We start from the raw sequence: 13,133 nt of genomic DNA, 5'->3' as shown, positions 1-13,133 counted from the left end.
ACGGGTGGTTAGCAATGGCGAATAGAAAGAGAGCACCATTCTTGTATTTAATCATTGTTGTCGCAGCAGTTATGGTTATAGCTGGCTGCGGCAAGGATGGTTCAGGAAGGGATAGTGCTTCAGCTTCAGCCAAGTTGATGAACTGGGACAAGATGCCTGATATGCAGATTGATCTCGACAAGTCGTACTTAGCAAAGTTTAAAACGACTAAAGGCGATTTTACAGTCAAGCTGTTTACGGAAGACGCGCCGGTAACGGTGAACAATTTTGTTTTTCTCGCTCGAGAAGGCTTTTATGATGGATTAACTTTTCACCGTATTATTGAGTCTTTCATGATTCAAGGCGGAGATCCAAAAGGAAACGGATACGGTACTCCAGGTTATTCAATTCCAGATGAACTAAGTTCGGAAATGAAATACGAAGAAGGAATTGTCGCGATGGCAAACGCAAGCAAGCCTAATTCGGGTGGCAGCCAATTTTTTATTTGCACGGGACCTGATGCTGCAAATTTAAACCGCGAGCCTAATTATACGATTTTCGGCAAGGTGGAGAGTGGCATGGATGTTGTAAAAGCCATTTCGAAGACACCTTTGAAAAACAACTTGCCAACTGAAAATATCGTCATTGATTCGATTGAAATCGTTGAGCAATAAGAGGAATACCGCCTTTCTGGCGGTATTCTTTTTATTTTATCGCAAAGAGCTTGGTTTATTTTGGCTGTCGGCTGGAGATGGACGTTAAGTTATGGTAATCTTTTTTTATAGGTAAATTTCAACTGTCGTTGGTCGCAAAATGTTCGTTGTGTAAACAAAGCCAAGAAGAGCTGTGCAGGTTGCTTGCGAGCTTTTCCCAAATGAACGGAAGGGTACGTTCCGTATGAAGAGAAAATTTTCAGACCGAGCTAACTGGCGGCGTATCTTGCGTAAGAGCTATACGTGCCTAGCGCTGGACGGTGAAGAGTTCAAAGGTCTCGTGACGTTTTACCGGATTCATGAATTGCGTGAGCCGTTATGGAAGGAATATAACGGACGTAGATTATGTTTGGCAGATCGCGGATACTTGTGGATGCAGCATTTTCCAAGAGGCGAGCATTTTGTCGTCACGACGATGTTTGATGACAAGGGACGCGTCGTGCAATGGTATATCGATGTTTGCAAAACACAAGGCTTAACCGATCAGCAGGTGCCTTGGTTCGATGATTTATATTTGGACGTGGTTGTGCTGCCTAGCGGCGAGGTATTTCTCATGGACGAGGATGAGCTGGAGGATGCCTTAAGGCAAGGTGATGTTAATGGCAAGGATGTTGCACTTGCACGCAAAACAGCAGGGAAATTATTATCGAGCATACGAAACGGACGGTTCCGGTATTTTACGCTGAGCCTTAAGCATCGCAAGAGCTTGCTTGCAAAAACCGGGGAATTAAGCGAATCATGAGGAAGGCAACCGTCTCAAGGAGCAGCCCGCGCAGAAGATCGAAGAAAAAGCGACCGTGGCTGCTCTTGTTTCGTGTTGTTGCCTGGTTAATATGTGCAGGCGTGTTCTGGTGTGGATATTTACTGTGGTTAATTAACGGTTTCGATACGAATAAGCCGCTTGTTCCATCGGATGCAGGCATCGTTCTTGGTGCTGCTTTGTGGAATGATGTGCCAAGTCCAGCACTGAAGGAACGGCTTGACCTTGCTTGGCAATTATACAAGGCGGGTACGGTAGACAAGCTTATTTTGACAGGTGGATTGGATGGCAACGGTTCAAAGAAAACAGAAGCCGAGGGTATGAGGGACTATCTCATAACAAAAGGTATTTCAGCTGACAAGCTGTTGCTAGAAAATAAGGCGACCAGCACGTACGAAAATCTTGAATTCAGCAAGAAGATCGCAGAGCAGCAAGGCCTGTCAACACTAATTGTCATCACCCATGATTATCATGCTGCAAGATCAATGGAGATAGCCAAAAAGCTTGATTTTGTTCAGTTTCAAGTCGCTGGTACAAAATCAAAGGTGCTAAATCCTGTCTATAATGAGTCGCGTGAAGTACTAGCTTTTACAAAGTGGAAGCTCGACTCTCTATTGCTTAGTCTCGGATTTCACTCTTCCGATTCGAAGCTGTAAATCTGCTAATATGCTGCTGCAAAGTAGAATAAACTTGTAGTGCGGTTAGCCGCTACAGCTTTCGAAGCAAAGGATAGGTGATGCCACAGATGAGTGGACACGTCAAATCGGGATCCGGCAATGGCACTGCAAGGCCTTCCCGTCAAATCAATGTGGTCCTAAGAACGCAAGAAACATTTCAGACTGGGGCCTCTGCTCCTGCTTTAGAGACAGAACCGCTGCCTGCAGTGAAGCCGCTGCCGGGCGTCGATCATTATGCTGACATTCAGAAAGAGCTTGAACCGATGATTGGCATGGACAATGTGAAATCTCTTGTGTACGAAATATATGCGTTGCTTTATATTAGCCGAATGCGTTCTGAAGCAGGATTATTTGGCGGCTCTCATGTGTATCATATGATTTTTAAAGGCAATCCAGGGACAGGAAAAACAACAATCGCCCGCATCGTCGCGAAGCTGTTTCAAAAGATGGGTGTACTTACCAAAGGACATTTGATTGAGGTGGAGCGAGCTGATCTTGTTGGCGAATATATTGGACATACCGCTCAGAAGACGCGAGACCTCGTTCGAAAAGCAATCGGCGGAGTGTTGTTTGTTGATGAAGCGTACAGTCTAGCTCGGGGCGGGGAAAAAGATTTTGGCAAGGAAGCAATCGATACGCTTGTAAAAGCAATGGAGGATCACAAAAATCATTTTGTGCTCATACTCGCGGGTTATCCTGCCGAAATCGACGATTTTTTGCTCACAAATCCAGGCTTGCCGTCACGTTTTCCGATCCAAATCGAGTTTCCAGATTATTCGGTTGATCAACTGATTCAGATTAGTGAGCTCATGGCTAAGGACCGTGATTATATATTGCAGCCTCAGACCATATTTAAACTAAGACAGCATTTAATGCAGGAAAAGCTAAACACCATGTTCTCGTTCAGCAATGCCAGGTATGTTCGAAATGTGATAGAGAAAGCGATCAGGTTTCAAGCCGTTCGTTTGCTTACGCAGTATGCCAGTTCCGTTCCCGCAAAGCAGGAATTAATGACGATTAGACCAGATGATTTAAAGTGGGATACGAAACCAATATGATTGCGTAGTTTAGAAGGAGTATGAGATGAGCGAGATAACATTCGATACGAATACGAACATGATTGAAAAAGCGATACTGATTAGCTTAGTTACGTCAAAAGACAAGCGGAAAGGCGGAGACCCTGAGCTGTCGCTACAGGAGCTTGTACAGCTGACGGAAACAGCTGGGGTTGAAGTGCTGACGACCATTACGCAAAACAAAGAAACCGTCGATTCCAAATGGTTTATTGGCAAAGGAAAAGTACAAGAGGTTAAGGCTCTAGCTGATGAACTGGGCGCTACAACGGCTATATTTGATCAAGAGCTGTCCGGCGCTCAGGTTCGCAATTTGGAAGAATCACTGGATTTGAAAATCGTTGACCGCACCCAGCTGATTTTGGATATTTTCGCAGGTCGTGCCAAAACGCGCGAAGGGATTATTCAGGTTGAGCTGGCGCAGCTCAGCTATCTTTTGCCACGTCTATCTGGACAAAGCAAAAACTTGTCACGGCTTGGCGGAGGCATTGGTACCCGCGGTCCAGGTGAAACGAAACTCGAGACGGATCGCCGTCATATTCGTGATCGGATTTTTGACCTGAAGACGGTGCTTGACGAGGTTGTCCGCCACCGTAAATTGCATCGCGAGCGTCGCAAAAAATCCGGCGCCATTCAAGTAGCTCTTGTTGGCTATACGAATGCCGGGAAATCGACGCTGCTTCGCGAGCTTACTCATGCAGATGTGTATGTAGAAAATCAATTGTTCGCAACGCTTGATCCCACCTCTAGAACACTTGAGCTGCCAAATGGCCGAGAAATTATACTTACAGATACGGTAGGTTTTATTCAAAACTTGCCGACAGATCTTGTAGCAGCATTTCGGGCGACGTTAGAAGAGGTATGCGAGGCTGATCTAGTGCTTCATGTCATCGACAGCAGCTCTCCAATGCGGGATGAGCAAATTGCAGTCGTTAACAAAATTTTAGGTGAGCTTGGCGCCGCGGATAAACCCTATATTATGGTCTACAATAAGAAGGATATGTGTGTAAATAACGGTTCATTAGCAGATTTGCCGATTACTAGCGGCGACAATCTTGTCATTAGCGCGTACGATGCTGGGGATCTAGAGCTGTTAAAGCAAACCGTGCAAGATAAGCTCAGCGGAGACGTAGTAGTCTTTAACGTGCCAGCAGAGCGTGGAGATTTGATCGCACTTGCTTATCGAAGCGGCGAGGTTATCAATCAAGAAGTGAATGAAGAAAGCTTACGACTTACCGTTCATGTGAGTAAGCAGGAATACGAGCAGCACGGTCATCGTTTAAAACAATTTATTGAGTAGGGTTTGCTTACGAAGTAGTTTTGCTGTGCAAAATTTAGGCATATGCTTACGAAGTAGTTTTGCTGCGCAAAATTTAAGGAGAAGATATYATAATGAACAGGCAACATGTAAACCAAAGACTATGGGAGCACCTAGAGCAGCTAGCAGAGCAGTCCGAGGTGCTTGCCTCAGAAGCTTTTCGCAGCATTGACAAGATAGCTGAGCGGAATCAGTGGAAGGTCATAGAAGCGTTTCAACATCACAAAGTAAGCGATTTTCATTTTACCGGTTCAACGGGATATGGCTATAATGATCGCGGACGTGAAATACTTGATCTTGTTTACGCAGAGGTAATGGGAGCGGAAGCGGCTATTGTTAGGCCGCATTTCGTTTCTGGAACACATACGATCAGCTGTGCCTTATTCGGAGTGCTGCGCCCTGGGGATGAGCTCCTGTACGTTACGGGAAGACCTTACGATACGCTGCATAAAGTTATCGGCAAGCCTGGAGACGGCATGGGCTCTTTGCAGGATTGGGGCGTGAAATATTCTGAGGTAGCGCTCCTTGAGGATGGTGGATTGGACTGGACTCAAATTGAGCAAGCGATCTCGGAAAAAACGAAGGTCATCGGTATCCAGCGCTCGCGTGGTTACGATTGGAGAGCTTCATTTACCGTTTCGGAGATTGAAACTATCGTAAATAGGGTAAAAGCAATAAAGCCGGACCTGATTGTTTTTGTGGACAATTGTTATGGTGAATTTACAGAGCTGCTCGAGCCTACTCAAGTTGGAGTAGATTTGATGGCAGGCTCGCTTATCAAAAACCCAGGCGGGGGCTTAGCTGAAACGGGGGGCTATATTGCCGGGAAAGCTTTTGCCGTCGAAGCTGCTGCTTACCGCATGACTGCTCCGGGCATCGGCGGCGAGGTAGGCGCAATGTTAGGTACGCTTCGCTCCATGTTCCAAGGTTTATTTTTAGCCCCTCATTTGGTCGGACAAGCGATCAAAGGAAGTGTGCTTGCTGCTGCTTTATTTGAAGAGCTTGGGTTCGAAACAAAACCGAGATGGAATGAGCCGCGTACAGATCTCATCCAAGCGGTTCGATTTGGACAAGCTGATCATTTAATCGCTTTTGTTCAAGGGATACAGCAGGCAGCTGCTGTTGATTCGCATGTGGTTCCCGAGCCTTGGGATATGCCTGGATATGAGAATGCTGTCATTATGGCGGCAGGAACGTTCATTCAAGGAGGCAGTTTAGAGCTATCAGCTGATGCTCCAATACGCGAACCTTACATTGCATATATGCAGGGTGGACTGACGTATGCTCACGCTAAATATGGTGTTTTAACCGCATTATATCGCCTTGTAGACAGTGGTTTAATTGTGATTAAACCTTACATAACTTGACACATTTGCGTTGTAACGGTTAGAATGAACATATAAAAGAGCGACTGGAAGGTTGATGCGACATGGCTGATGATATTCGCAGAAATATGGCCTTATTTCCCATCGGCATCGTTATGAAGCTGACGGATTTAACAGCCCGCCAAATCCGTTATTACGAGCAGCATGAACTAATCGTTCCTGCAAGAACAGCAGGCAATCAGCGGTTATTTTCATTTAATGACGTAGAACGGCTTTTGGAAATTAAATCGTTAATTGAGAAGGGCGTTAATATCGCCGGCATTAAGCAAGTAATGAATCCTGTATCCAAGGAATCTGATGATGCAACAATTGTCAGTGAGCAATCGGAAGTGAAACGCCGTGAGCTATCCGATCAGCAGCTTCACCGACTGCTTAAACAGCAATTGCTGGAGAAGAGACCTGGACAAGCTTCGCTAATTCAAGGACAATTGACTCGTTTCTTAAATAAGCGCTAATTTAACATGATAACTATTGCTTCGCAAACTAAGGAGATGATTCTGTGAGTTACACTAAAGACGATATTAGACGTATAGCACAGGAACAAAATGTTCGATTTATTCGTTTGCAATTTACGGATTTGCTCGGAACAATTAAAAATGTTGAAATTCCTGTAAGCCAGCTTGAAAAAGCGTTGGATAACAAAATGATGTTCGATGGTTCTTCTATCGAAGGTTATGTACGTATTGAAGAATCAGATATGTATCTGTATCCTGATCTTGATACATGGGTTGTATTCCCATGGGTAACACAAGATCGTGTTGCTCGCTTGATCTGTGATATTTACATGCCAGATGGAACGCCATTCGCTGGAGATCCGCGCGGTATTTTGAAACGTGCATTGAAGGAAGCAGAAGATCTAGGATACACAGCAATGAACGTTGGTCCAGAACCGGAATTTTTCTTGTTCAAAACCGATGAGCGCGGCGAACCTACGACTGAGCTTAATGACCAAGGCGGTTACTTCGACTTAGCACCTATGGATATGGGTGAGAACTGTCGCCGTGAAATCGTTTTGACACTTGAAGAAATGGGCTTTGAAATTGAAGCATCCCATCATGAAGTGGCACCAGGCCAGCACGAGATCGACTTTAAATATGCCGATGCGATTAAAGCGGCTGACCAAATTCAAACATTTAAGCTAGTCGTAAAAACAGTTGCTCGCGAGCATGGCTTGCATGCTTCATTTATGCCTAAACCGTTGTTTGGCGTGAATGGTTCGGGTATGCACTGTCACCAATCGTTGTTTAAAGGCGATACGAACGTGTTTTACGATGAGAAGGACAAGCTTGGCCTAAGTGCTGCTGCTCGTCACTACATGGCAGGAATTCTGCTTCATGCGCGTGCAATGGCTGCCATTACGAATCCAACAATTAACTCCTATAAACGTCTTGTGCCTGGTTATGAAGCGCCTTGTTATGTAGCATGGTCTGCAAGCAACCGCTCGCCAATGATCCGTATTCCTGCTTCGCGCGGTCTTAGCACACGTGTAGAAGTACGGAATCCAGATCCAGCTGCCAACCCGTATTTGGCACTTGCTGTAATGCTCAGAGCTGGTCTTGACGGCATTCAAAACAAGCTGCCTTTACCAGCACCAACAGATCGGAACATCTATATCATGACAGAGGAAGAGCGTCAGGATGCAGGCATCCCGAGCTTGCCGCTTGATTTGAAAGAAGCACTGGACGAAATGCTCAGAAGCGACATCATCTGCGATGCGCTGGGTGATCATGCTCTTGCTCATTTCTACGAGCTTAAAGAAATTGAGTGGGATATGTACCGCACACAAGTTCACCAATGGGAACGCGATCAGTATTTAACGCTATACTAAAATTCAAAAACCTCAACGCTGCTGGCGTTGAGGTTTTTTTTGCGTACAGTTATACAGCTGAAATAAAGCCTAATGAAGTGAAGGCACAGGCATATGTTAATCATGTGTCGATAAGTAACCTATATCATCGCTCAGCAACGTCTAAGATGCGCTGAGTTTGGTTTTAAAGATTATTAGAGCCATAATTAAGCAGTGGACTCAAATCGCGCCTAAAGAAAAGTATACAGGTCTAAGAGCTACGGTCTAGTGCTTATATGTCGATGATATATATGCGTTATTAGTAAAATAAACTTTTATAGGATCAGTCAAATACATGGATAATGTGTTTGTGGCTGGTCTTTTTTAGGTTGACTAGAGCCAGTACCACATAGAGTTAGTACTATTCGGGTGGTTATATTGTTGTTATATTCATAACAGTTAATCAACCCAAGCTAATAAACGAAATCGTGACATATATCTTAAACTCAAAAATGACCTAACTATAACCTGGATAATCAAAGATAAATGAGGTGAGCATCATGACAGAAACTAGAATAGATGAAGAAACCAATGGCAGTATTTATGTGTTGCTTACGGACACGGGCACATGGTTTACTCGAATGATCAAATTATTTACTGGTGCACCCTATAATCACGCTTCACTTGCACTGGATATAAATCTGAAGAATATATACAGCTTTGGGCGTAAACGTGCGAACAACCCGCTAATCGCTGGATTTGTCAAAGAAAACGTCTATACTGGAACGTTTCGATATTTCCCTAATACGCGCTGTGTTCTTCTAAAGATTGCTTTATCAGAAAAACAACATGCCGCATTGCTTCAATACATTCGTGAGTTTGAAAAAAATAAAGAAAATTACCGATACAATTTAATCGGATTGTTAGGTGTACTGCTTGAGCTTAATATCGAGCCAACAGATTCATATTTCTGCTCCCAGTTTGTTGCTGAAGCCATGCGGAGCAGTGGTATAAACTTGTGGGAACGACCATCCGCGCAAGTTACACCTCATGATTTTCTTAAACATGAGCAAATGCAAATTGTATATGAAGGATTACTTTATGATTATCCGAAACTTGACCGCAAGAAGCTAATACGAATTTCTAATTTAAGAACAACAGCAGTATTGCTAAGAAAACGTGTAATTTAAAATCTCTCCATCTAAATAACAAAGTAGTGGTTGAAAGGAGCATGAATAGCAAAAAGAAGATCCATCAAATGGATCTTCTTTTGTTAATATGAAGAATGGCTCAAATACGAATTAATATCCGAAGCCAAAGCCGCCGCAACTGCAAGCAATGATCACCAGTAGAATGAATAATACTAAGATGATTCCTAAGCTTGAGAAAGCTCCACCCACGTAACCGGACATTTTTCAATGCACCTCCTTACGAGTTGAATACACAGTATGTTATGCGTRATAAATTCATAGTGATTGGGTGTTTGTCATTTGCTGATTAATTGATGCAGGCATTGCGTTTTTAAGTTAAAGAAGCAGGTTTGTATAAATAATTAGCCTCAGCTTTATATGTACGACTTTACAGAGTATACGGATGCTGCTGTAAATTCATTAGAATTATATACACAATTGTCCGATTGGGAAAATTATTGGCAGGAGACCGATGCTTATTTTCCTTATATCATTACTGTGAACGACGAGATCGCTGGTTTTGCATTAACCAAAAAAGTAACTGAATATGACTGACACTATAATTTACTTGCACATTTTTTTATTATGCGAAAATATAGAAGATCTGGTGTTGGTAAACAAGCAGCTAAGCTAGTTGTACAAAAGCATAAAGGAGAGCGGGAGCTGTATCAGCTTGAACGTAATGTTCCCGCACAACAATTTTGGACCCATGTCATTGGAGAGCTCACAAATCAGAATTTTGTTGAAAGACTTGAGAATGGCAGACGTTACCAAACCTTTAAGCAAGAAAGTTAATGTAATAGCCAAAGAAAAGGCTGAATCAACGTCGTTGATTCAGCCTTTTCTTTATGTACATATTAATTGGTATTAATGAATATCACGGAAAAGTCCAATGACTTTACCTAGAATCGTTACATTTTGAAGTAATATAGGCTGCATTGTGGAATTTTCCGGCTGCAAACGAATATGATTTTTCTCTTTGTAAAATGTTTTGACTGTTGCTTCGTCGTCCTCAGTCATTGCAACTACGATCTCACCATTGTTTGCCGTTTGCTGTTGACGAACGATAACATAATCTCCGTCATGAATACCTGCTTCAATCATACTCTCGCCCATGACATTCAATATAAAAACACTGCTGTCACCAACAAAATGGGAAGGAAGCGGGAAATATTCTTCAATATTTTCTGTAGCAGTAATCGGCACACCAGCGGTAACTTTACCAACAATAGGTACTCTAGCTACGGAAAGCGGGATAATGCCATCAGAGCCTTCTTGATCCAAAATTTCAATAGCACGCGGTTTAGTAGGATCTCGGCGTATTAAACCTTTTTTCTCTAGACGGTCCAAATGACCGTGAACGGTTGAACTGGACAACAATCCAACAGCTTCGCCGATTTCTCGAACGGAGGGTGGATAGCCTTTCTCCCGAACTTCATTCTTAATAAATTCAAGAATTGAATGTTGTCGGTTAGAAATCTTCGACACTGCAATCACTCCATTAGTAGGTTTGCAAAAAATTATAACATAGAACTCGAGTTCGTACAAACATAAGTTCTTAAGTACAGAGGTTCGTATTTTTTCGTTGACACCAAACGTTTGTTCGTGTAATCTAAAAACAGAACAAACGTTTGGGGTGTTGATAAATGATAACTAGTCCAAGTTTTTATAGAACCATTCATAAACAAGATACGAACAAAGCAACAAAGGTCAACCGCTTGATTAGGCATTTCATAAAGCGTCATACTGTTAAGCTCGTCGTTTGCACTGCTGTGTTTTTCTTATTGTTTACGAGCTTCCTACTTATGGGGACATACGCTTCGAGTAATACTCCCGAAGCCGCTTCCGCGGAAGAACAAATTATTAGGGTGCAATCAGGTGATACACTCTGGAATATTGCAAAACAAGTTTCAGATGGCAGCCATGATATCAGATATATCGTATATTTGATTAAAGATCGGAATGATCTGCAATCAACAGTTATAAAGCCAGGACAGAAGTTAATTATTCCTAGCATTTAGCTTGATTTTCCATTACAATTCAATAGTTCATACAAAAAATTACTTTCTATTTAAAGTAGATGCAGGCCAATCTACTTCTTTAGAAAGTTTTTTTATGTTTACTGCAGGGTTAACCCTTGGTTTTGCCGTCTATTAAAGGGGACTGAAAGGAGATGCTATTTTGTTACGAGTTGAAGAGTTATCCCACTCATTTATGAATGGGCATGAAACGACCGCTGTACTGCAGAAAATAAGCTTTCACGTACATAAGGGAGAAATGATTGCGTTGTTAGGGAGCTCCGGTTCCGGTAAATCTACTTTACTGAACTTAATGGCTGGCTTAATGAAGCCTACAGAAGGCCAAATCTTTATTGCGGACCATAATATTGTAACGATGAATGAAAACCGCTTGGCAGAGTTTAGACGGAAGCATATCGGATTTATTTTTCAAGCGTATGAGTTGATAGCCAACTTGACGGTTAGGGAAAATGTGGAGCTTCCGCTTGTATTTCAATCGATGCATCCTTCAATACGGAAGAAAAAAGCTCTTTCGTTATTAGAGCAGGTAGGAATTCCTGATAAAGCAGAGTTATTCCCATCTCAGCTCTCGGGAGGACAACAACAGCGTGTCAGTATTGCAAGATCATTGATAACAGAGCCATCGGTTATTTTTGCGGACGAGCCTACCGGTAATTTGGATACCAAAACAGAGGAAGAAATTATTATGATTTTGAAGCAGTTGAATAAAACGATGGATACTACCTTTATTATCGTAACCCATGAACGTGAGGTAGCAGCACAAACGGAAAAAATTATCACGCTGCGAGATGGTTATCTCGTAACGGATCAGGAAGCCGCACGAGAAAGTATGCTTGCGGGGGGAATTCAAATTGAGAATTAGTGATATTTCAAGATTATCATGGGATCAGGTAAGGCGTAGAAAGGTTGTAACGGCATTATGCGCTGCGGGTATTTCTATTGGATGCGCAGCAATAATAATCGCACTCAGTATCGGTGAATCTGCTCAAGTTTACATTGAGAAACAAATGAATAGTTACTTGAAGATGGATGAAATAACGGTCACAGCCAGTACAGGAGCATACGCTGGCGGCGGAGCATCCACAGCTGATGAAGATTCTTTGCAGAAAGGCAAGTTAACCAAGCAAAAGCTTGACATCATGAGACAAATCGAACATGTCAAAGCGGCATCACCATATCAACAGCTCAACTATATGGAGACGATGACGTTAGATGGGCTTACTTCACAAATTCAAACCGAAATTATAGGTACAGATATTGAGATGCTTTCCGCTTTTGGAAATGACATCAATCAAGGAGAAGCAACGAATGTATTAGGTACCATCGTTCTTAACTATGGAGCGACAATGGGATTTATTGATGAAGAGTCGAAACGTAAAATTCGAGAGCAAATTGATGCTAATCCCTATGATGAAACGGTTTATCAGCAATTTGAGAAGTTAAATCGTGTACCAGGGGCCTTATATCAAAAGCAAATACAGCTTCGTTCCTATTCACCTGATGGCCAAGTCGTGTTGAGCGGACCTCTTCGGGTAATAGGTGTGCTCAAGAAGCCAGCAGGAGTCAGTGATGAGCAGTCGATGTATGACAAAAAAGGTTATGTCTCATTAGAGACAGCGGAGCTCTTGAAGAAAGAGCTGAAGTTAGGGAGTGATGAGCAGGAAGCTTATAACTCTATTATTGTAAAAGTAGATAACCAAGCAAAGATTGAACAAGTAGAGAAGCAGCTGCAGAAACTAGTCGTTACGACGCGAACAAATCTACAGCAGAAGGAACAGCTCGCAAATGAATTTAAAATCATTAAAGCTGCGGCACTTGGTATTGGTGTGTTTATTCTGATCATAGCCTCGATATCGATCGTAGTAGCGATGACGATGTCTACCTATCAGAGACGTAAACAAATTGGGATAATGAAGGTGCTTGGTGCGAATTTGGCTCAAATCCGCAACATGTTCATCATTGAGGCAGCGCTGCTTGGATTGCTTGGTGGATTGTTAGGTGTACTTTTCTCCTATTGGATTGTATGGGGTATAAACGCTCTCATATATAACTTATCCGGCGAGACGGACTCTGTCATTATTTTTATTCCATTTATAACGATTCCAATAGGCATGGCTTTTGCTCTTGCTACAGGTATACTATCGGGTATTTATCCAGCAATAAGCGCTTCACGTACGGATGCTTTAACAGCGATTAGGCGCGATTAATTTATG

At 42.8% G+C, this 13,133-nt stretch carries 15 protein-coding genes; 13 read left to right on the top strand and 2 right to left on the bottom strand.

From position 1 onward, the window contains the following. Positions 1-14: 14 nt before the first annotated feature. The 9 genes from AC1DPK_RS24205 to AC1DPK_RS24165 all read left to right on the top strand — a co-directional run bounded on the left by AC1DPK_RS24205 (position 15) and on the right by AC1DPK_RS24165 (position 8,881). Positions 15-653, top strand: coding sequence for a peptidylprolyl isomerase (locus AC1DPK_RS24205; RefSeq protein ID WP_339202718.1), 639 nt, complete (start codon positions 15-17; stop codon positions 651-653). 223 nt (positions 654-876) lie between these two features. Beyond that, entirely contained in the window at positions 877-1,434 is a 558-nt protein-coding gene (locus tag AC1DPK_RS24200; RefSeq protein WP_076265800.1) for a ribonuclease FAU-1 family protein, read from the top strand. Then, entirely contained in the window at positions 1,431-2,108 is a 678-nt protein-coding gene (locus AC1DPK_RS24195) for a YdcF family protein (protein ID WP_477511877.1), read from the top strand. The genes AC1DPK_RS24200 and AC1DPK_RS24195 overlap by 4 nt, the downstream gene beginning before the upstream one ends. Before the next feature lie 89 nt (positions 2,109-2,197). Further along, entirely contained in the window at positions 2,198-3,187 is a 990-nt protein-coding gene (locus AC1DPK_RS24190) for an AAA family ATPase (protein WP_339202714.1), read from the top strand. A 25-nt stretch (positions 3,188-3,212) separates the two neighbouring features. After that, positions 3,213-4,502, top strand: coding sequence for a GTPase HflX (gene hflX / locus AC1DPK_RS24185; protein WP_477511876.1), 1,290 nt, complete (start codon positions 3,213-3,215; stop codon positions 4,500-4,502). 92 nt (positions 4,503-4,594) lie between these two features. Beyond that, the gene (locus AC1DPK_RS24180) at positions 4,595-5,887 is read left to right on the top strand and encodes a methionine gamma-lyase family protein (protein ID WP_477511875.1); all 1,293 of its coding nucleotides are present in this window, start codon (positions 4,595-4,597) and stop codon (positions 5,885-5,887) included. A 62-nt stretch (positions 5,888-5,949) separates the two neighbouring features. Continuing rightward, entirely contained in the window at positions 5,950-6,360 is a 411-nt protein-coding gene (locus AC1DPK_RS24175) for a MerR family transcriptional regulator (RefSeq protein WP_053376247.1), read from the top strand. A gap of 44 nt (positions 6,361-6,404) precedes the next feature. After that, complete coding sequence (gene glnA / locus AC1DPK_RS24170; RefSeq protein ID WP_076265805.1) at positions 6,405-7,733, top strand: type I glutamate--ammonia ligase; 1,329 nt, start codon at positions 6,405-6,407, stop codon at positions 7,731-7,733. A 518-nt stretch (positions 7,734-8,251) separates the two neighbouring features. After that, positions 8,252-8,881 (top strand): hypothetical protein, encoded by a 630-nt coding sequence (locus AC1DPK_RS24165; RefSeq protein ID WP_477511874.1) that lies wholly within the window; start codon positions 8,252-8,254, stop codon positions 8,879-8,881. Between the two features lie 111 nt (positions 8,882-8,992). On the opposite strand, the gene AC1DPK_RS24160 is transcribed toward AC1DPK_RS24165, so the two are convergent. Further along, a complete protein-coding gene (locus AC1DPK_RS24160; protein WP_083681511.1) occupies positions 8,993-9,103 on the bottom strand; it encodes a sporulation protein YjcZ in 111 nt (36 codons plus the stop codon). A 156-nt stretch (positions 9,104-9,259) separates the two neighbouring features. On the opposite strand from AC1DPK_RS24160, the gene AC1DPK_RS24155 reads away from it, so the two are divergent. Further along, entirely contained in the window at positions 9,260-9,436 is a 177-nt protein-coding gene (locus AC1DPK_RS24155; RefSeq protein ID WP_477511873.1) for a hypothetical protein, read from the top strand. A gap of 312 nt (positions 9,437-9,748) precedes the next feature. On the opposite strand, the gene lexA is transcribed toward AC1DPK_RS24155, so the two are convergent. Then, positions 9,749-10,369, bottom strand: a complete 621-nt coding sequence (lexA, locus tag AC1DPK_RS24150; RefSeq protein WP_054024635.1) for a transcriptional repressor LexA — start codon at positions 10,367-10,369, stop codon at positions 9,749-9,751. Positions 10,370-10,527: 158 nt separating this feature from the next. On the opposite strand from lexA, the gene yneA reads away from it, so the two are divergent. The 3 genes from yneA to AC1DPK_RS24135 all read left to right on the top strand — a co-directional run bounded on the left by yneA (position 10,528) and on the right by AC1DPK_RS24135 (position 13,127). Beyond that, complete coding sequence (yneA, locus tag AC1DPK_RS24145; RefSeq protein ID WP_430058841.1) at positions 10,528-10,902, top strand: cell division suppressor protein YneA; 375 nt, start codon at positions 10,528-10,530, stop codon at positions 10,900-10,902. 160 nt (positions 10,903-11,062) lie between these two features. Beyond that, positions 11,063-11,782 (top strand): ABC transporter ATP-binding protein, encoded by a 720-nt coding sequence (locus AC1DPK_RS24140; RefSeq protein ID WP_475442493.1) that lies wholly within the window; start codon positions 11,063-11,065, stop codon positions 11,780-11,782. Next, on the top strand, positions 11,772-13,127 hold the full coding sequence (locus tag AC1DPK_RS24135) for an ABC transporter permease (protein WP_477511872.1): 1,356 nt from the start codon (positions 11,772-11,774) through the stop codon (positions 13,125-13,127). The genes AC1DPK_RS24140 and AC1DPK_RS24135 overlap by 11 nt, the downstream gene beginning before the upstream one ends. Positions 13,128-13,133: the final 6 nt, after the last annotated feature.

The sequence above is a fragment of the Paenibacillus sp. 01T424 genome (assembly GCF_056398745.1).
The sequence above is the reverse complement of the archived record's forward strand: the minus strand, read 5'-3'. Positions and strand labels throughout refer to the sequence as shown.